The organism is Chryseobacterium panacisoli, assembly GCF_008274625.1.
Taxonomy (GTDB): Bacteria; Bacteroidota; Bacteroidia; order Flavobacteriales; family Weeksellaceae; genus Chryseobacterium; species Chryseobacterium panacisoli.
In genome coordinates this window covers 353351-372131 of the sequence record NZ_VTRU01000002.1, presented here as the reverse complement: position 1 = coordinate 372131, position 18781 = coordinate 353351, and the positions used below count along the sequence as shown (strand labels likewise).

The 18781-nt window shown below is 36.3% G+C and carries 20 protein-coding genes; 14 read left to right on the top strand and 6 right to left on the bottom strand.

Going from position 1 to position 18781, the window contains the following annotated elements; genetic code table 11:
• Positions 1 to 17 precede the first annotated feature (17 nt).
• From FW781_RS12175 to FW781_RS12145, 7 genes are all read left to right on the top strand, one after another.
• Positions 18 to 1142, top strand: coding sequence for a glycosyltransferase WbsX family protein (locus FW781_RS12175; RefSeq protein ID WP_149387682.1), 1125 nt, complete (start codon positions 18 to 20; stop codon positions 1140 to 1142).
• Complete coding sequence (locus tag FW781_RS12170) at positions 1135 to 1980, top strand: glycosyltransferase family 2 protein (RefSeq protein WP_149387681.1); 846 nt, start codon at positions 1135 to 1137, stop codon at positions 1978 to 1980. Before FW781_RS12175 ends, FW781_RS12170 begins: the two co-directional genes overlap by 8 nt.
• 56 nt (positions 1981 to 2036) lie before the next feature.
• A complete protein-coding gene (locus tag FW781_RS12165) occupies positions 2037 to 2705 on the top strand; it encodes an NAD-dependent epimerase/dehydratase family protein (RefSeq protein ID WP_149387680.1) in 669 nt (222 codons plus the stop codon).
• A 176-nt stretch (positions 2706 to 2881) separates the two neighbouring features.
• Positions 2882 to 3748 carry a glycosyltransferase family 2 protein gene (locus FW781_RS12160; RefSeq protein WP_172625715.1) on the top strand — a complete coding sequence of 289 codons (867 nt, stop codon included), beginning with the start codon at positions 2882 to 2884 and terminating at the stop codon, positions 3746 to 3748.
• Positions 3749 to 3875: 127 nt separating this feature from the next.
• Complete coding sequence (locus FW781_RS12155) at positions 3876 to 4703, top strand: glycosyltransferase (RefSeq protein ID WP_149387678.1); 828 nt, start codon at positions 3876 to 3878, stop codon at positions 4701 to 4703.
• Between the two features lie 13 nt (positions 4704 to 4716).
• On the top strand, positions 4717 to 5715 hold the full coding sequence (locus tag FW781_RS12150; protein ID WP_149387677.1) for an acyltransferase family protein: 999 nt from the start codon (positions 4717 to 4719) through the stop codon (positions 5713 to 5715).
• A gap of 10 nt (positions 5716 to 5725) precedes the next feature.
• A complete protein-coding gene (locus tag FW781_RS12145; protein ID WP_149387676.1) occupies positions 5726 to 6664 on the top strand; it encodes a glycosyltransferase family 2 protein in 939 nt (312 codons plus the stop codon).
• Positions 6665 to 6709: 45 nt separating this feature from the next.
• On the opposite strand, the gene FW781_RS12140 is transcribed toward FW781_RS12145, so the two are convergent.
• Positions 6710 to 7744 carry an acyltransferase family protein gene (locus tag FW781_RS12140; RefSeq protein WP_149387675.1) on the bottom strand — a complete coding sequence of 345 codons (1035 nt, stop codon included), beginning with the start codon at positions 7742 to 7744 and terminating at the stop codon, positions 6710 to 6712.
• 166 nt (positions 7745 to 7910) lie between these two features.
• Here FW781_RS12140 and FW781_RS12135 point away from each other — a divergent pair, with 166 nt between their 5' ends.
• Genes FW781_RS12135 through FW781_RS12125 form a run of 3 tightly spaced genes read left to right on the top strand, consistent with a single transcriptional unit; the run spans position 7911 to position 10446 of the window.
• Positions 7911 to 8456, top strand: a complete 546-nt coding sequence (locus FW781_RS12135; protein WP_149387674.1) for an acyltransferase — start codon at positions 7911 to 7913, stop codon at positions 8454 to 8456.
• Positions 8453 to 9292: a glycosyltransferase family 2 protein gene (locus FW781_RS12130; RefSeq protein WP_149387673.1), complete on the top strand. Its 840-nt coding sequence runs from the start codon at positions 8453 to 8455 to the stop codon at positions 9290 to 9292. The genes FW781_RS12135 and FW781_RS12130 overlap by 4 nt, the downstream gene beginning before the upstream one ends.
• Positions 9292 to 10446 (top strand): glycosyltransferase, encoded by a 1155-nt coding sequence (locus tag FW781_RS12125; RefSeq protein ID WP_149387672.1) that lies wholly within the window; start codon positions 9292 to 9294, stop codon positions 10444 to 10446. The genes FW781_RS12130 and FW781_RS12125 overlap by 1 nt, the downstream gene beginning before the upstream one ends.
• On the opposite strand, the gene FW781_RS12120 is transcribed toward FW781_RS12125, so the two are convergent.
• The 3 genes from FW781_RS12120 to FW781_RS12110 are packed head-to-tail and all read right to left on the bottom strand — an operon-like array spanning position 10447 to position 12437.
• Complete coding sequence (locus FW781_RS12120) at positions 10447 to 11205, bottom strand: SDR family NAD(P)-dependent oxidoreductase (RefSeq protein WP_149387671.1); 759 nt, start codon at positions 11203 to 11205, stop codon at positions 10447 to 10449.
• Positions 11205 to 11438, bottom strand: a complete 234-nt coding sequence (locus tag FW781_RS12115; protein ID WP_047380387.1) for a phosphopantetheine-binding protein — start codon at positions 11436 to 11438, stop codon at positions 11205 to 11207. Before FW781_RS12115 ends, FW781_RS12120 begins: the two co-directional genes overlap by 1 nt.
• A 27-nt stretch (positions 11439 to 11465) precedes the next feature.
• Positions 11466 to 12437, bottom strand: a complete 972-nt coding sequence (locus FW781_RS12110) for a 3-oxoacyl-ACP synthase III family protein (protein WP_149387670.1) — start codon at positions 12435 to 12437, stop codon at positions 11466 to 11468.
• A gap of 146 nt (positions 12438 to 12583) precedes the next feature.
• Here FW781_RS12110 and FW781_RS12105 point away from each other — a divergent pair, with 146 nt between their 5' ends.
• From FW781_RS12105 to FW781_RS12090, 4 genes are all read left to right on the top strand, one after another.
• Positions 12584 to 13060: an acyltransferase gene (locus FW781_RS12105; RefSeq protein WP_228402518.1), complete on the top strand. Its 477-nt coding sequence runs from the start codon at positions 12584 to 12586 to the stop codon at positions 13058 to 13060.
• Positions 13061 to 13092: 32 nt separating this feature from the next.
• A complete protein-coding gene (locus FW781_RS12100; RefSeq protein WP_149387668.1) occupies positions 13093 to 14241 on the top strand; it encodes a glycosyltransferase in 1149 nt (382 codons plus the stop codon).
• A gap of 11 nt (positions 14242 to 14252) precedes the next feature.
• A complete protein-coding gene (locus FW781_RS12095; RefSeq protein WP_149387667.1) occupies positions 14253 to 14810 on the top strand; it encodes a serine O-acetyltransferase in 558 nt (185 codons plus the stop codon).
• Positions 14811 to 15334: 524 nt separating this feature from the next.
• Entirely contained in the window at positions 15335 to 16828 is a 1494-nt protein-coding gene (locus tag FW781_RS12090) for a phosphoethanolamine transferase (RefSeq protein ID WP_149387666.1), read from the top strand.
• Positions 16829 to 16854: 26 nt separating this feature from the next.
• Here the strand turns inward: FW781_RS12090 and FW781_RS12085 are convergent, their stop codons facing one another.
• Both FW781_RS12085 and FW781_RS12080 read right to left on the bottom strand, forming a co-directional pair.
• Entirely contained in the window at positions 16855 to 17460 is a 606-nt protein-coding gene (locus FW781_RS12085; RefSeq protein ID WP_149387665.1) for a DUF2306 domain-containing protein, read from the bottom strand.
• Between the two features lie 118 nt (positions 17461 to 17578).
• Positions 17579 to 18718 carry a helix-turn-helix domain-containing protein gene (locus FW781_RS12080; RefSeq protein WP_149387664.1) on the bottom strand — a complete coding sequence of 380 codons (1140 nt, stop codon included), beginning with the start codon at positions 18716 to 18718 and terminating at the stop codon, positions 17579 to 17581.
• Positions 18719 to 18781: the final 63 nt, after the last annotated feature.

The window sequence follows — 18781 nt, the reverse complement described above, 5'->3', positions numbered from 1 at the left end:
TTATTCTTAAATCAATTATGAAAAAAATAAAACCCATTGCATTCTACCTCCCTCAATACCACCCCGTCCCCGAAAATGACGAATGGTGGGGAAAAGGTTTTACAGAATGGACGAATGTAGGAAAAGCCCAACCTTTATTTGAAGGACATGAACAGCCTATATACCCTGGAGATCTGGGATATTATGATCTGCGGGTTCCGGAAGTAAGAGAACAGCAGGCTCAGATGGCTAAAGACTATGGTGTATACGGATTTATCTACTATCATTACTGGTTTGGTAATGGCAAACAATTGTTGGAACGTGTTGCCAACGATGTGCTGAAATCAGGAAAACCGGATTTCCCTTTCTGCTTCTGCTGGGCCAATGAAACTTGGTCAGGCATATGGCACGGATTATCAGAAAAAATTCTGGCTCAGCAGGTTTACCCTAATGAACAGGACTTAATTGCCCATTTTGAATATCTTCTTCCTTTCTTCAAGGACGAAAGGTATATAAAAGTGGACAACAAACCTCTTTTGATTATCTATGATCCCAACCATTTGAATGATGGAGATCCTCATTATATTTCCAGATTCAGAGAGCTTGCAAAAGAAAACGGATTTGATGGCTTATACGTCATGGCATCCAATAAGCTTCGTGATGATCTTGATTTTAAATCTATGGGATATGACAGTAAGATTTCTAATGCTTTTCAGAAAGCATGGGTCCCTCATATTGACAAAAAAGAATACATCTCCCATTCTCAATATTATAAAAACAGAATAAAAGGATTAATCGGAATTAAGAAAAAAGAACAGCCTAAAGTCAGAATTCAGGACGCTCAGGCGGTAGTCAATGACCTAAAGTTTGAAGAAAGCAACGTTCCTACCTATCCATGTATCCTTCCTAATTGGGACAATACTCCAAGAAGCGGATATCGAGGCATCATACTTGCTAATAATTCCCCGGAAATATTTGAGCAGCAGGTTGAAAAAGCTGCAAAATATCTTGAGGATAAAAAAGATTATCCTGAACAGTTTTTAATTGTTAAATCCTGGAACGAGTGGGCAGAAGGAAATATTCTGGAACCGGACAGAAAGTATGGTTTCGGATATCTGAATGCATTAAAAAAAATCTTGAATAAACACAGTCGAAATGAGTAAATTCAGTATACTTATTGCCAATTATAACAATGGCCATTTTTTTGAAAAATGCTGCCAAAGCTTAGTTGCACAGACTGAAACGGATTGGGAGGCAGTAATTCTGGATGACGGTTCTACTGATGATTCTCTTGAAGTGATAAAAAAAATCATAGGGGATGATTCCCGGTTTAAAATACATCAGAATGACCAAAACAAGGGAATAGGATATACAAAAAGGAGATTAATAGATCTTGCTGAAGCAGAAATATGTGGTTTTTTAGACCCGGATGACGCTTTGGCTCCTCATGCTCTGGAAATTGTTTTAAAAACCCATTCCGAATATCCGGATGCAGGTCTGGTATATTCAAATTTTGTACGGTGTGATGAAAATCTCAACCCTGTATCTGTTCATAAAGCCAAACAAATCACAGCACTGGATGAGTCTTACTATAATTTCAATGCAGAAATTTCACATTTTGTCACTTTCAAAAAGAAGATTTACGAACAAACATCCGGCATTGATCCTTTCTTAAAAGTGGCTGAAGATAAAGACTGGTACATGAAAATGTGTGAGATAGCTCCGGTGAAGTATATAGATGAAGATTTATATTTATACAGGATTCATGACAATGGGATCTCTACAACCAAAAATTTTGAAAAATCCCTGTTCTGGCATTGGGTAGCCCTTATAAAAATGGCAGAAAGAAGAAACATCAGTGTTGAAGAACTTTTTCTTCAAAGCTATGTTCCGAAAAAGAAATATGACCAGGCCCTCAACCAATTGAATCATGTAAAAAATTCAAGGTGGGCAAAATTGGGGAATACCCTTGGAATTTTTAAAATTTTTAAAAAACTTTAAATCTATTGATCCGCTTAAAAGATTTAAAACTAACATCTTAATTAGAAAAGAAGCATATGATTATTGGTAGTGGAATTCTGGCAAATGCCGTAAGACTTTATGATAAAGAGGATGTTGTTTTTTTTGCATCAGGAGTTTCCAATTCGTTGGAAAAGAGTCCTGCTGAATTTGAAAGAGAAATATCCCTGCTGAAATCGGTTATTATCCAAAATCCAGACAAAAAGCTGATCTATTTTTCCACATGCAGTATTTATGATCCCAGTAAAACCGACAGCCCTTATGTGATCCATAAACTTGCTATTGAAAAAATAATTGCGGAGCATTGCTCCAGCTTTATTATTTTCAGGGTAGGAAATGCTGTAGGCCGTGGGGGAAATCCCAATACGCTGATCAATTTTCTTAAAAATTCAATTCTATCGAAAAATAAGCTCACCATTTACAGTAATGCAAGAAGAATCCTGATTGGTACAGATGATATTGCATCATTTGTCGGGAAGTATATGCAAAACCTCAACAATGAGATTGTCAATCTAGCCTACCCTTACCAGTACTCATTACCGGAGATTTTATCTCAGCTGGAGAATCATCTTGCAAAAAATGCCGATTATGAAACGGTGAACGAAGGTTCCTTTTATAATATAGAGTTCAACAGCCTTACAGAAGATTTTTTCGCGGGTCTGTCTCCTGATGAATACCTGAAAAAGCTCTATTCATCTTATCTATAAAAAATAATGTATGGCTGCTTCCAAAAGATCCCATTCTGTACCGGAAAAAATAATTTTTGTACCTTCGAACAGAAAGCTTCAGATATTATCAGGCAAAGAAAAAGCAATTAAAAGTGATGGTTTATGACCAACTGAAGAATAAAAAACACATTAAACCTATTGAATAAAAAATGAAAATGAATCCCAAAATATCCGTAATTGTCCCCTGCTATAAACAGGCTCAGTTTTTAGATGAATGTCTGCAGTCTATAATGGATCAGACCTATGAAAATTGGGAATGTATCATTGTCAATGACGGATCACCCGATAATACTGATGAAGTAGCTGATAAATGGGTAAAAAAAGACAGCCGTTTTAAATATCTTTATAAAGAAAACGGCGGCTTATCTTCTGCAAGAAATGCCGCATTGGAAGTCGTTACCGGAGATTATATACAGTTTCTGGATTCTGATGATCTGATACACCGTGAAAAATTTTCCAAAAGCCTTTCCGGAGACAAAGAATATCCGCTGATTGTAAGTCAGTATACCATCTACAGAAACCAAACCCATCTTCCGGGCTATAAAAATGTTGAGCAGAGTTTCCTGACCTTTGATGGAATTGTATATGATTGGGATCTTAAATTTTCTATCCCGATACACTGTGCTTTGATTGGCAAAAAGCTTCTGGAAGGTTTTCTTTTTGACACTACCCTTACCAGTTGTGAAGACTGGGTAATGTGGATTTATATCACCAAAGATCATCCTGATGCCCTTTTGATCAACGAAGCTCTTGCCCATTACCGAAAAGACGTCAACGATAATATGTCTGCTGATCCGATCAAAATCATGAAGCAGCGCCTTAAAATTTTACCAACCTTAAAAAAACTGTACGGTGAAGAAGTACATGACAGACTAGCTTACCATATTATAGACGTCCGTACCACCCAGCTTATACAGCAAAGACGCGAATTTCAAAAAATGATCCCACTGGCCGTGGTCGCAAAATATCTTTCTTTCAAAAGGTTTTATTACAAGCTTTTCAGAAAAAAAGTAGATGGCTAAATTTTGAAGATTAATGAACTTCGCACAACTATATTTCCATAAAAACTACACAAATGAGTGGGTACTGCCAAGCAGATATACAGCAGAAACCCTTGTAAATTATATAACTTTAAATAAATTTATTTAGATGAGTCAATTTGTACACGTAATAATGACAAGATTCAATGTTCCTACAAAAGGCTGGAACGAAACACGTTCAGGATATAAACCGCTTACCGAAGAATGGCTGGATGACCGATTCAAGTTATTCAGAACTTACGTGCTTCCTTCTTATAAAAATCAGACCAACCAAAATTATATCTGGCTTACCTTTTTCGATACCAATACATCTGATAAGTTTAGAAAAATCATTAAAGAAATTGAAACAGAATACCCAACTTTTAAAGCGGTATTTGTAGAAGATTTTGATGTCATGAAAACAAAAGCTGTAGAGATAATCCCACAGTTTTTCACTCCTGACACAAAATTTGTGATCACCAGCGAGCTGGACAACGATGACATGCTTCATCAGGATTATATAAAAACCGTTCAGGAGCATTTCAAACCGGTTCATGATCTGGTAATAGATTTAAGAAGAGGATATCAGCTTACCATGCTACCGGACCGTAAAGCGGTAGTAAATGTTTATAACGCTGTAGTAAACCCGTTTGTAAGCTTAGCGGAAAGTGTAGACAACTTCAAAACGATGCTAAAGGAAAGAGCTCACAACAGCTATCGTCATTACCCGAATTTTTCTGTGGAAGACAGTAAAGAGATGTATATCCAGGTTATCCATCAATATAACTTAATGAATGTCACTTTTAAACATAAAGCTGTTCCTGAAGTTGATTTTTCAGAATACGGAATGACAGAAGATACCAAATTTACCATAGACGGATTCAAGACGCTTCAGCATAATATTGCCAGAGTACCGTTTGTGATGGGCCTTATTTTGAAAAAGATATTTAAAAAATAAGATTCTTCCAGTCATGAAGCTTAACAACCTCCAGATATTAAGAGGGATTTCAGCCTTATTGGTATGCTGCTTTCATTTCCGTGAAACAATAAACCTGCCCGGGCTGGATCTTGGTGATATTCTCTTTAAAAAAGGAAGTATCGGTGTTCCCGTATTTTTTATTATCAGTGGATTTATCATGGCTTTCACCACTCAAAAAATAAATTTCAGTAAAGATTCTTTTCAGCAGATCACTTTATTTTACAAAAGAAGGGTGATCAGAATTGTTCCGCTGTATTATCTTTTGACCTTTGCTGCGATGATACCCGGAGGCAGTTTCTTTCTCTATTTTCATGGCGCAGGACTTTATGAGCTTATCCATTCATTATTATTCCTTCCCACAAAGAAAGAATTTCCAGTCCTTTTCTTAGGCTGGTCCTTAAATTTTGAAATGTTCTTTTATCTCATATTTGGTCTCTCGTTATTTTTTAAAGAAAAAAGGTATTACTTCATTGCAGGTTTCTTTATCCTTACTTCAATTCTGGGATATTTTATCCATTTTGAAAGTCCGTATTTACGTATGGTAACCCATTCTCTCAACCTTTATTTTGTTGTGGGAATTCTTTTTTCACTTTTACTGAACAAATTTACAATTCCAAAAAACTGGGCTGCATTACTTTCTGTAACAGGAATCGTACTATTTACACTAGTGCTTCTGAGCATTATCCCCATAGATAATGATATGATCAAACTGGCCATTATCTCCCTTTTTGTCTTTTCTTTCTTAACTTTTGATTATGTATTTCAGTTTAAAGGAAACAAAGCCTTTATTTTTCTGGGAGATATTTCCTATTCACTATACCTGTCACATCCTTTTGTAGAAATTGCTTTAAAAAGATTTAAAGTTGAAGGTTACCTCAGCTTTCCCTTTTTTCTATTTAAGATTGCCATGGTCGTTATAGTGGCATCACTTCTGTATTATTTTGTTGAGAAAAGAGTAACCAATTATTTAAAAATTAAATTAAAAGCATAATCCGATACAAATGAAAATTTCAGTAATTATTCCCGTTTACAATGCCGAAAAATATGTTTCACAGGCTGTAGATTCCGCTCTTCAGTTCAAAGAGGTGTATGAAGTGGTATTGGTAGAAGACAAGTCTCCGGACAATGCATTGCAGGTCTGTAAGGAACTCGCTGAAAAACATGATAGGGTAAAGCTTTTTCAGCATCCCGATAAAGGCAATCACGGAGCAGGGGCCAGCAGAAATTTAGGACTGGAAAAAGCAGAAGGGGATTTTATCGCTTTCCTGGATGCGGATGATTACTACCTTTCCAACCGTTTTGATGCAGAAAAAGAGCTGTTTCCCAATAAAGATGTTGACGGAGTTTATGGTGCCATAGGGGTTCACTATTATTCGGAGAAGGCAAAAGAACAATATTATAAGATCTTTGGCGACCGCCTGACTACAGTTTACAGGAAACATCCTCCAAGAGATGTATTTCCGGGACAGCTTAACATGATAGGAACTTTCGGGCTTTTCAGCATTGATGCATTGACTATCCGTAAAAGTTCTCTGAAAAACATGGAGTATTTCTTTAAAACCCATTTAAAGCTGCATCAGGACACTGAATTTCTTTTCAGACTCTCTTACTATCTGAATTTATACCCGGGAATTCTTGATAAGGCAGTAGCCGTAAGAGGAGTTCACGAAAACAACAGAATTACCAAAATAGATTCCAGAGAAATTAAACCGGCCTCAACAAGAGTTGTATTGTGGAAGGAAGTCAACCATTGGGCAGAAAATGAAAATACCATCCCCGATGATATGAAACTTCATATCAAAAGAGTGTACAGAAGTTTCAGGATTGCCAACGCTCCGTTTCTGAAAAAATGGGGAATGATTACAAAATATCTGTTCACAGATTATAAAAGTATACGTTCCGGGCTGTATAATATTAATTTCAGAAATGATTTGTTCTAACAGCGCAATTAAACTAAGTATTTAGTTTTAAAATAACCATTTAATTTATTGCCTGGAAAAATGTATTCTTCTTAAAAGATTACGCATGGGTTTTTCAATACACTGATAAAAAATTGCAGAACTGAGCAGCATAACAATAATGTAAATTACAAATACAATATCAATACTGAATGTACATTCCTGCCATTTTAAAAACTCCCGTACAAGATAAAGAACAGGAATATGAGTAATGTATATACCATAACTTATTTCTCCCAGATATTCCAGAGGCTTTAGTGAAAAGAACTTACTTACTCTTCCGTTATTGGCTGATATAAGAAGAATTGCAGGCACAAAAAGCAATGCCATCAACCCATTGTGGTAAAACAACGGAACAAACATCAAAGACACAAGAATCAGTAAAAAGACCGCGATCACCTGACGATCGTAGTTTTTTTGCTTGTAATTTCTCACGAAAAATATTCCCGCCAGGTTTCCGATCAGAAATTCATTAAGATGCCAGAAAGGAAAATAATAAAGGAACTCATGACTTTTCGTATGCGGGCCTTCATACGCTCCGTATACCGGGTAAAGGTTTGAAAACACCTGAGTAATCAGCCAGAGCCCAATGGCAAATACCCAGATCATTTTATTTTTCTTCGCGTAAAAATAATTATATAAAAACGGAAAAAGCAGGTAAAAGAAAAACTCTACTGAGATAGACCATCCCGGAAAATTCAGAATCATGGCTTCTCCCGGTATCCAGCTTTGAATACCCAATCCGTATAAAACCAGCTTATACCAATCAAACATCTCGTATCTCGTCATAAAATACAGCAGAAGCCCCAGCATATAAAGCGGATAAATCCTGGCAAACCTGTTTTTATAAAACTCCAGATAATCAATCTTATCCTTCTTGTGATAAGCAATAATCATAATAAATCCTGAAAGAATAAAGAAATAACTTACCCCTACGTTCGCTCTCAAAAAAAGATTGGAAATGTAATCTATCTTATATAAAAACAGATCTTTATTGAAATGAGAAATAACAATTGCCATAGCGGCAATAAACCTGGTAAATGTAATCTGACTTATCTTCACAGAACCGCAAAATGCTTTACTTTATCAAAACACAGCAACCTCAACTCAGAGGGCTGTTTTTATTGGTATAAAGTGTTAATTTTAAGGCACAAAAATAAGATTTATTATTATAATTATGTAAAACAAATTATATTTGTAGGCTACAAATGTGAAAATAAATTTAAGTATGCTTTATGAAATTTTAGCAAAACTTCAACGGAAAAGCCAGATTTCTCTTCTCAAAAAACACCCTCACGTTTCTTTCAGGGGGATAAAACTTGGGATCAGTGATCATTTTATCCTGCATGAAAATGTAAAGAAGGTGACGATTGGGAATGGGGTCAGTTTCAGAAATTATGTACACGTTCTTGTGCAGCAGAATGCCACTTTAGAAATCGGAAACAATTTTTTCATGAATAACTTCTGTTCCATCAACTGTCTGGACAGTATTTCAATAGGTGATAATACGCTGTTCGGAGAAAATGTAAAACTGTATGACCACAATCATGCCTATCAGACCCATCCGGATTTTAAACTGTCTCATGCTGAGTTCACCACAGCTCCCATCAAAATCGGAAGCAACTGCTGGCTCGGAAGCAATGTTACTGTATTAAAAGGAGTAACTATCGGCGACAACTGTATTATTGGAGCAGGATGTACTATTTACAAAAATGTGCCCCCCAATACAACCGTAATCAATCATCAGGAATTAATATTTAAGGAACATTCATGAAGTTTTCTATCCTTATAGCCCATTACAATAACGCTCATTTTTTCAAAGACTGTTTTGAAAGCATACTTCAGCAGACGTATACAGACTGGGAAGCCATTATTCTGGATGACGCCTCCTCTGAAAGTGAAAAGAAAATGATCCGGGAAATGATTTCAACTGATAAAAGGTTTAAATTTTTTGAAAATGAAAAAAATTCCGGTGTAGGCGTAACAAAAAGTAAACTGATTGAGCTGGCGGAAGGGGAAATCTGTGGATTTTTAGATCCTGATGACGCCATAAACCCAACAGCCATTCAAAAATGTATGGAGATCTTTCAGGTTAAAAAAGATACAGTCCTTACCTATTCAAGGTTTATGACCTGTGATCAGGATCTGAAACCAATTTCTCCGTTCAGATCTGCCATGCAGATCCCGAACAGTGATCCTTATTTTTTTAATTTCCCGATTCAGATCGCTCATTTTGTAACCTTCAGAAAGGCAGTGTATGAACAGACTGAAAAAATGAATCCGGATTTAAAAATCGGGGAAGACCAGGATCTCTACCTTAAAATGTATGAAAAAGGGAAAGTTCAGTTCATTAATGACACCAACTATCTCTACAGAACCCATCAGGGTGGAATTTCCCAGAATGACAATAAAAAGAAATCCCATGAGTATTTTGCACAGGTGATCTTCAATACCATGAAACGCAGAGGGCTTACTACCATCAATGGTCAGAAAATTCCTGATCATTATCCTGGTGTAGATGATATATTCAGCCTGCTTCAATATCAGCACAGGCTTCCTTTCCGTATCAAGAAAAAAATAAAAATTACTTTACAATCAATCTTCGGATAATGTTAGAAAAAAAAATAAAAATTTTGTTCAGACACCGCTCCATGGAAATGGGAGGCGTAGAAAAAGTACTGTTGGGACTTCTCAACAACCTGAATCCTGACAAATTTGAAATGACGGTATGCCTTACCCTCAACCAGGGCAAATTGCGTGATGAGCTTCCGAAACATATCAGAAAAATATATCTTACCGATGGAAAAGAAGACTTTTCCGACAACTCTCTCTTACAAAAACTTCAGCTTGTCAAAAGAAGGTTAAAGCTTCGTAAACTGAAAAACAATCCAGCTATTGCAGACAGGCTTATCAATGATACTTTTGATATAGAAATCGGGATGGATTACAGGGATTATGATGCTATTCTCAGTTCTACTCATAAGAATTCAAAAAAAATCGGATGGTTTCACTCTGAAATCAATGTTCCTAAGTTTCAGCCTTTGGTTCCGGATATTTTAAAGAGCTTTCCTCAGTTTGATCATATGGTGTACTGCTCTCACAAAATAAAGGATATGATGCATCAGTATTATCCTAATCTCAATTATCCGGCTGAGAGCGTTATTATCAATCCTATTCCTATTGAAGAAATAAAGCGAAAGGCTGAAGAAAAGCTTGACAACTTCCCTGAAGGACCTGTTTTTGCGTCTATTGGGAGACTTCATTCAAGAAAAGGATATCATAAACTTATTGAAGCGCATACAAGGCTTATCAACGAAGGATTTCATCACAGCATCATTGTGATTGGTGATGGTGACGAAATGAAGAACCTTAAAGCTCAGGTCGCAAAAAACAATGTTGAAAATACATTTATTCTGGCCGGAAATCAGATGAACCCTTATCCGTACATCAAGAAAGCAGATTACTTCATTCTTCCTTCCGAATCTGAAGCATGGCCTCTGGTAATTGCTGAAGCATTAATCCTTCAGAAGCCTATTATTGCAACGAATGTAGGTGATGTAGGGTTGATGATCAAAGACCGGGAAACGGGATACCTCATCAGTTATGAGGTTGATGAAATGTATTCGGCAATGAAGACATTCTTTACCGATCCCAGCCTTGTTCTCCATATCAGAGAAAATCTTAAAAATATTGAAAGTCAGTTCGACAATAAGAAAATATTTGACAGCGTAGAAAATATTATAGAAACACTGTACAAAAAATAGCTACTGCGCGGAATATCCTCCGTCAATGACAAGATTGCTCCCTGTGACCCATCTTGAAGCATCGGATAATAGAAAAATACAGGCATTCGCTACATCTTTAGGGTCACCTATTCCCAGCGGATGCTTTTTTATGATTTCTGATGAAGCTTCTTCACCAATATCTTCAAACATTTTTTCCAGAATCGGGGTATTCACCATCGCCGGGCTGATGCTATTGACACGGATGTTACTTCTTGAAAGTTCCATTGCCAATGAACGGGCTCCGGAAATCACAGCTCCCTTACTTGCAGAATAAGCCACTTTCCCGGCCTCTCCTACCATTCCCGCAACGGAAGAAATAAATACAAAACTGGAAGTCTCATCTTTATACTTTTTTAAAGAAAGGAGTTTAGCAATTTCAAGTCCGGCAATCACATTTACCGCAAATATATCCTGGTACAGCTGAGGATTGTGCTTTTTTAACGGTAGTGTTTTTTCGATACCGGCACAGTGTATAAATCCTGAAATTTTGCCTAAAGCTGAAACTTTATCGGCAATAATTCCTTCAAGGTTATCAGATTGGGTAATATCTTCGGCAATGATCTCAACTTTGGTTTCAGGATTCAGCATAGCAGCTGTTTTCATCAGTTCATCCTGGTTTCTTCCCACAAGAATAAGATCTGCACCGCTTTTGCTGCATTCTACAGAACAGCTTCTCCCGATCCCGGAAGAAGCGCCTGTAATGAGGATAATTTTATTTTTTAATGAGAAAGCATCCATTAATCTTCAAAATTTTCTTTTCCTATAACATTCATCAGATCTGAAACAGTTTCAATATCTTTAAAGTGCTTGGTATCAATTTTCTTGCTGAAATTCTCGTCTACAAACGCAATAACAGAAAGTAAACTGATAGAGTCATAGCTTTCCAAAGATTTTAAATTCGTTTCAGTGGTCAATGTTTCATCTTCCTCCAATTCTTCCTGTAGTTTTTCTAAAAAAACGGATGTTTTCATATTCTATAATTTTAAATGTTTGTTCTTTTAAATTTCCATAATAGTGGCACCCCATGAATACCCTACGCCAAATCCTGCCATTAAAACTTTATCTCCTTCCTTCAGCATTCCTTTATCCATCATATTTTTAAGGGCAATAGGAATGGTTGCAGAAACAGTATTTCCGGTGTTTTCCATATCAATATAGAACTTTTCAGCCGGTATTTTTGTCTTCTTTCTTAAATAATTCAGCATAAAAGAATTGGCCTGGTGAAAAACAAAATGATCAATATCATCCATCGTCATTCCATTTACTTCAAGGGTTTCTTTTACCAATCCGGGGATATTTTCAATCGTAAAATTAAAAATCTCCGGACCATTCATATAAATATTTTCAGGGCTGAATTCATGCTCGGGGTTCAGTTCAAAATCTTTTTTGAAAGCCCCTTTCTTCACGATAAGGTTTTCGGCACCGCTTCCGTCTGTTCCCAGACAGAACTGATAGTCATTCCCCTCTGCTTTTTCAATAATTGCTGAAGCTGAAGCATCCCCGAATATACTCCGGTTTCCTTTATCATCAGCGTGAATATGCTTGGTGTACGTTTCTGAAGTCACTAAAAGAATGCTCTTTGCAATTCCTGCAGCAATCAATCCTTTTGCAAAAGCCAGTCCGTACACAAATCCTGAACAGCCAAGATTAAAGTCTATAGCTCCGATATTTTTTCTAAGCCCCAGTCTGTCCTGCAAAATACAGGCCGTTGTAGGCAGAAAATACTCCGGACTTTGGGTACAGAACAAAATAAAATCTATTTTATCCCTGTCATAGTTCTCAAAAATTTTTTCTGAGGATTGTACAGCCATATCCAGCACTGTTTCGCTGTCTGAAGAAATATGACGTTGAGAAATACCTACTTTCTCCTTGATGCGTTCTGAGCTCCATTCAGGGAAGAGTTTTTCAAGATCTTCGTTAGTTAACACCTGCTGAGGCAGATAATATTCTATTTTTGAAATTTTTATCATATTAATAAATTCTCTTTCTTTGCAAAAGTAACGAAAACAAATTTACACTTGTGATGATTTTTATATTCAGAATCCTATTAAAAATAGACGCTCTCTATCATTCTTTTTTGAATAGAGGCAGTCTTGAAGTGGCTAAATATAGGGGTATGAAAGTAGGAAAAAACTTCAATATGCCTGATAAAGTGTATTTTGGAACCGAACCTTACCTTATTGAAATTGGCGACAATGTGAATATTGCCGGTGATGTAAGGTTTGTAAATCATGGCGGAACCACTACGCTGCTTAGAAAACTTCCAGGATATGAAGATGCCAGAATTCTGGGAAGAATAAAAATTGGAAATAACTGCACTATTGGGTTGAACTGTGTAATTATGCAGGATGTACAGATTGGAAACAACTGTATTCTGGGAGCCAACTCTGTATTGTCACAGTCTATGCCAGACAATACCGTCTTTATCGGAAATCCGGCACAATTTCTGTGTACTATTGAAGATTATGGTGATATTGTCCTTAAAAACAATCCAGAATATCCCCGCGAATTGGAGAAAGACCGGAAAAAACTGGACGCCTATATCAAAGAAAATCTACCTCACAAGTATAAAAAAGCAAGAAAAATTAAATAAATTTAATCTTGTAAAATCATAAAAGAAACAAATTGAAAAAGAAAAAACTCCTCATTCGTATAGGTTCATTACGTCATGGCGGTGCAGAAAAAGTGTTAATCAACTTTTTGAAAAATCTTCCTTCCGATAAATATGAAGTAGATCTTCTGGTCAACCTTTATTCAGGGTTATACATTAAAGAGGTTCCGTCATGGGTAACTTTATACTATTTAACAAAAGGAGAAATGATAACGACCAACAGGCCGCAGGATATTCCTGTGAAGGTGTACAGGGTTCTTTATCAGAAAATGTTTCTTTGGTTTCCTTCTCTTCTTTATAAGTTTATTTTAAAAAATAAAAAATACGATGTAGAGATTGCTGCCATTCATGCAATGCATCAGGAAATACTGTCCAGCCCTCAAAAGGATTCCAAAAAGATAATCTGGGTGCAGAATGACATTTTCAATTTGAAAGAATATACTCCGGAGGTCATCAGGCAGTTTTTTAAATTTGACAGAATTCTTGTAATTTCCAACAAACTTCAGGAAGGAATGCATAATTTGGCCAGAAATGAGACTGAAAAGGCTTCTGTGATCAAGATTTTTAATCCTATTGACAAGAATGATACTTTAAGAAAGGCAGATATTGAGATCAATGATTATCCTTTCAACAGTGATCTCCCTACTTTTGTAACAGTGGGAACCGTATACCCTCAGAAGGGGTATGACAGATTGCTGAATGTACACAAAAAACTGATTGACGAAGGATTGAAGCATCAGCTTCTGATCATTGGTGACGGCTATGATTTTGAAAAAACCCAGGATCAGCTCAATACACTGGGACTTCAGGATACTGCAAAAATGCTGGGCTTCAGCAGTAATCCGTACCCATATATGAAAAAAGCGGATTTCTATATCATGTCTTCCCGACATGAGGGATTCCCTACCATCATTGCGGAAGCACTTATCCTCAACAAACCTATTTCTGCAACGGATATTTCCGGTATCAGAGATCTCCTTCAGGATGGAAAACTGGGCAATATTACAGCAAATTCCGAAGAAGGGATTTATGAAGGAATGAAAAAGTTTCTTACCGATAAAAATATAACTGAAGAATATAAAAAGCAGATCTCAGCAACAGAACTGCCATTTGTACTGGAAAAATCTGTGGAACATCTTCAGAAAATAATTGATGAAGTATAAAAACATTAACAATGGCTGATTATTCTATCATTCAAAAAGACTTTTACCGGGAAAGCGGAAAGTGGCTTTCAACATTTGAAATCTGGAAAAAATGCATTAATCCCAATCTTCATTTTGTTTACATTTTGAGAAAGGCCCAGAAATACCAGAAGAGTCCACTTTTGAATACTTTCTGGAGAATTGTATTAAGACATTATCAAATCAAATACGGATTTCAGATTTATCCAGAAACCCAGATCGGGGAAGGTTTTTATCTCGGGCACTGGGGAAGTCTTGTCATCAACCCGAAAACAGTCATTGGAAAAAACTGCAATATTGCGCAGGGAGTTACCATCGGCCAGCAAAACCGCGGAAAAAATGAAGGTTCCCCAATCATTGGTGATGAAGTATGGATAGGCACCAATGCCGTTATTGTAGGGGCTATTACTATTGGAAATAATGTATTGATTGTCCCTAATTCTTATGTCAACTTTGATGTTCCACCCAATTCTGTTGTCATAGGAAACCCGGCAAAAATCATCCCTACTCCTAATGCTACAATGGATTATATCAATCGTAAAGTGCAATAATTCCAGCCATTTATAGTAAAAATTCTACTTGCATTTATCGGTAATTTCGTGTACATTTGTAAAAAGGGCATTGTTTATTGATAAAATAATGATACGATTATCCGGTTCTGAAATTCCGGATGACATCAATTCTTCAATGCTGCTTGTTCTAAAAAAATCGCTTAATATTAAAAACACAACCCAGGCTTATTATTAATTAAAAAAAATATTTTTGATGAAAGAAACACACCCTCATTATTCCCATTCTTTATCTGCAATATCAGCTCTATAGTTACGTTTTCTACAATCATTGAAAATCTGAACGGAAAGAAATAACTTTCCGCCGTGCAACTGTAGCAATTTATCTTTCAAAAGTTTCTTTTTTGAGTTGATACAATATCTGTAATCTCTAAGAATTATGATCTGATATTAATTCTTTTCATGCAACACATGACTCTGATATTCAGCAGCCCTTATCCGGAAGACTCTTAAGAAAGATTATAAAAAAGTGATCTTAACAGCCCCGAAAAAATATATATACAACCATGCTCAAAAAAATAATTCCGATTTTTCTTATTTTAATCTATCTCACAGGTTTCCTTCTGTCTTTCCCTTATATTTTTGATAATTTATTCGGGGCAGAGAAACTGGAAAGCATCCGGAATATTTTTGAATATGGAATTATGTTTTGTTCTTTTCTTGTATTCAATGCGCTTCTTTTTAAAAACAAATATACTTCTGTCATTGCTGTTATTCTGTGTTTATTATTAAGCATTAATTTTCTAATATCAGCGTCATGCTTCCTTATCTATCACTCCGGATTTAATGTAGGAATGGCCATCAGCATTCTTGAATCTAATCCAGATGAGGCAATGAGCATGTCTTACATGTTTATCCTGCCAGGTATTTTGTTTTTGATTTTTCTGGGAATGTTACTATACTCTGTGAACTATCTTAAAAAAAATGTTGTCCGTTTTGATGCTAAGTTTATCATCGTTGCATTGCTGTGGCTTATTTTACCGTTTGGCTATCATCTTAAACACAAATATGTAAGCAATAAAGGTGGGGGAAAAATGATAAAGAATGTATACTACCATTTATCCGATTTCAATACGGCATTGAATATCCAGAGAGATATCAACGAAATAAAAAAGAATGTTCCTGTTTTCAACATCAAAAAAATACAGCCAGGAATAGAAAATGTAATTCTGATCATCGGAGAGTCTGAAAGAAAACAAAATATGTCACTGTATGGCTATCACCACAAAACAACTCCTTATACAGATCAGCAGTCCGCAAACATGATGATTTTTGACAATGCAGTTTCTCCTGCAGGAATTACCAATCTGAGCGTTCCTTTAATGCTGTCCAGCATTCATCCGGATGAATTCAGATACCGTTATGACAAGCTATCCTACAATATCATCAATCTGGCCAACCAAACCGGATACAACTCTTTCTGGCTCAGCACACAGGCAAGTGCAAGAGGAATAACAGCCATTGCTTCAATGTCTAAAAATAAAAAATGGGTAAACGGCTACGATGAAGTGATTGTTCCGGAGCTGGAAAAAGTCATTCAGAAAAAAGAGGATAAATTTGTGGTTCTCCACATCATGGGAAGCCACCCGAATCCATGCAACAGACTCCCTCCTAACTGGAACTCTGAGAACCTAAACTGCTATGACAGCTCCATAAAATATACAGATTATGTCTTCAATAACATTTTCCGCACATTGAAAAACACCAATTCTGTAGTCATCTACGCTTCAGATCATGGGCTTAAAATACAGGGTGACAAATTACTGCATATAGACTCTAAAGAATCTACACAGGTTCCGTTTTTTGTATGGTTTGGTGATAAAGTTCCTGCTGCGTATAGAATTACCGGACACGAAACCAAACAGACCCAAACGACTTATATCTATCCCCTGATTATGAAATACATGGGTCTTGAGCCTCCTCAGCATTATAAAAATGAAGGAAACAAGTATTTAAACTTAGAGATGAGAAGTTTGGAGTATGGAAAGCTTCCGGAGTAGAACATAATCTCTCTTGTGAAGGGAATCTATATCACAGCTATTCTTTTATTGATAAAATAAGCAATCAGTAAATTAGGAACCCAGCACAACCAGGCAACGGCAATATAAGAGTTCTCAGGATCACCTGTAATATTGGTGAGCAAAGGATACCACAATCTCAATGTCACCGCAGCAAAAGTACAGGCGTAACTGTAAATCATGAACTGTTGGTGCATCACAACATTGCCTTTTCTTATCTGCCCAACTGCCATAAGAGTTGTCATCAGCCAGATACCTCCTAAACTGATAAATCCCATTGCTGAAATTAGTCCGCCATTGGCATAAAAGCCCATATAAATAGCTGCAACAGAACTTATGACCACTGCAATTACGTAGAGACTTCCGAGTTTCCTGTGGATCCTGATATATTTATTCCTGAATGAGCTGCCAAACTGACGCCAGCCAATAAAAAGCGCCAGTCCTCCGAAAATAATATGGGCAAAAAATGCAGTTTTCCAAATGATATTATGAAGTATTTCTGGAGATTTGGAACCTAAAAAGGTATGTTTATGCTCTACAAAAGCATAAAGTAAAGGATAAGCACCAATAAGCAATGCCAATACACACATGATTACAAATAATAATTTTCTCATAGACGTCTGATTCAATTTTTCTGTAAAAATGAGGATTATAAACGCTTCATCTGTTCCAAAATGAAAGGTGGAACAAACTTATAAACCACTAAAATGCAGCATCTTGTCAACAAACAGGTTATTCCATAGTAATACTCTGGCTTTTTAGAAACTCTCTCGGCGAGCAGTTCATGTATTTCTTAAAATTCCGGTTAAATGAGGTTTTTGAATTAAATCCACTTTCAAATGCCAGTGAAAGAATCGTAAACTTTCCATTTTCAGGTAATACTGCTATTCTCTTAAATTCTTCAATCCGCTGACGGTTGATATAATCGTAAAAGTTTTTCTTTTCAACAAAATTGATGGTTTGGGAAAGTGTATTCGGATGAACATCTAAAAGCTTGGCAACATAATTAAGGTTCAATTCAGGATCTGTATACAGCTTTTCCTTCTCCATATGAGTGACCAGTTTATTATAAATCATCTGTATTGCTTCTTCTCCGGCAAAGCTTTTTTCATATTTTGGAACTTCAGGGCTGTTTTCAACCCAACTATTTTCCACAGCGTCCTCAGTTTTTACCGCTTCATCATCCAGAATACCCACCCTGCTGATCCCGAAATAAGCAGCAACCATAATAAACAAAACAACCATGGAAAAAATAAGAATATTATTCCTGGTCATAACGGCAATCCAAATCAGCGCTATACCAATAATCAGATAATACACCCAATTCAGATTGATTTTCTCAGTATTTGAATATTGATTGGAAATTTCTTTCTTATATTTTCTTACTGCAAGAAGGCTTAATCCTACATACAGAATTCCCGAGAGAATCATAAGAATTTTGATCATCTGGCTGAGTGTTTCATATCCTTTTCCATTATTCTGATATACCGCCACTCTATCCTGAGGAGGGAGCAGCAAAAACTGAGACAAAGCGATATAGATCATCAGAACCGGAACCCAATGCAGCAACCAGATCTTTTTGCCCGAATTTTGGTTGGTAACACACAAAATATACAAATACAGCATAGGCCCATGCATGAAAGGAAATGGCATCTCAAAACCAATGAGAGAAGGGAAATGCAAATAGCCTTCTGCACGAAATAAAACAAAGAAAATAAGATGAATTCCTATGATCATAAACCATATTGCCAGCACATAATCTGCTGTCACCTTTTTAGATTTCCCCAATATCAGAAAAGATGAAAAAAAGGCAATGAAAATTCCTGCCCAGTAAAATAGTGGTGATAAAGATTGCAAACCAAGGTCAGACATGAAATGGATCAATTAAATCAAGGTGTTAAATTATTCATTTTTTGACATAAATGATGGTTTTTT

Bases quoted from the DNA above. Each gene is read 5' to 3' on its own strand.
- FW781_RS12175 (WP_149387682.1), top strand. From the start codon at position 18: ATGAAAAAAATAAAACCCATTGCATTCTACCTCCCTCAATACCACCCC.
- FW781_RS12170 (WP_149387681.1), top strand. From the start codon at position 1,135: ATGAGTAAATTCAGTATACTTATTGCCAATTATAACAATGGCCATTTT.
- FW781_RS12165 (WP_149387680.1), top strand. From the start codon at position 2,037: ATGATTATTGGTAGTGGAATTCTGGCAAATGCCGTAAGACTTTATGAT.
- FW781_RS12160 (WP_172625715.1), top strand. From the start codon at position 2,882: ATGAATCCCAAAATATCCGTAATTGTCCCCTGCTATAAACAGGCTCAG.
- FW781_RS12155 (WP_149387678.1), top strand. From the start codon at position 3,876: ATGAGTCAATTTGTACACGTAATAATGACAAGATTCAATGTTCCTACA.
- FW781_RS12150 (WP_149387677.1), top strand. From the start codon at position 4,717: ATGAAGCTTAACAACCTCCAGATATTAAGAGGGATTTCAGCCTTATTG.
- FW781_RS12145 (WP_149387676.1), top strand. From the start codon at position 5,726: ATGAAAATTTCAGTAATTATTCCCGTTTACAATGCCGAAAAATATGTT.
- FW781_RS12135 (WP_149387674.1), top strand. From the start codon at position 7,911: ATGCTTTATGAAATTTTAGCAAAACTTCAACGGAAAAGCCAGATTTCT.
- FW781_RS12130 (WP_149387673.1), top strand. From the start codon at position 8,453: ATGAAGTTTTCTATCCTTATAGCCCATTACAATAACGCTCATTTTTTC.
- FW781_RS12125 (WP_149387672.1), top strand. From the start codon at position 9,292: ATGTTAGAAAAAAAAATAAAAATTTTGTTCAGACACCGCTCCATGGAA.
- FW781_RS12120 (WP_149387671.1), bottom strand. From the start codon at position 11,205: ATGGATGCTTTCTCATTAAAAAATAAAATTATCCTCATTACAGGCGCT.
- FW781_RS12115 (WP_047380387.1), bottom strand. From the start codon at position 11,438: ATGAAAACATCCGTTTTTTTAGAAAAACTACAGGAAGAATTGGAGGAA.
- FW781_RS12110 (WP_149387670.1), bottom strand. From the start codon at position 12,437: ATGATAAAAATTTCAAAAATAGAATATTATCTGCCTCAGCAGGTGTTA.
- FW781_RS12105 (WP_228402518.1), top strand. From the start codon at position 12,584: ATGAAAGTAGGAAAAAACTTCAATATGCCTGATAAAGTGTATTTTGGA.
- FW781_RS12095 (WP_149387667.1), top strand. From the start codon at position 14,253: ATGGCTGATTATTCTATCATTCAAAAAGACTTTTACCGGGAAAGCGGA.
- FW781_RS12090 (WP_149387666.1), top strand. From the start codon at position 15,335: ATGCTCAAAAAAATAATTCCGATTTTTCTTATTTTAATCTATCTCACA.
- FW781_RS12085 (WP_149387665.1), bottom strand. From the start codon at position 17,460: ATGAGAAAATTATTATTTGTAATCATGTGTGTATTGGCATTGCTTATT.
- FW781_RS12080 (WP_149387664.1), bottom strand. From the start codon at position 18,718: ATGTCTGACCTTGGTTTGCAATCTTTATCACCACTATTTTACTGGGCA.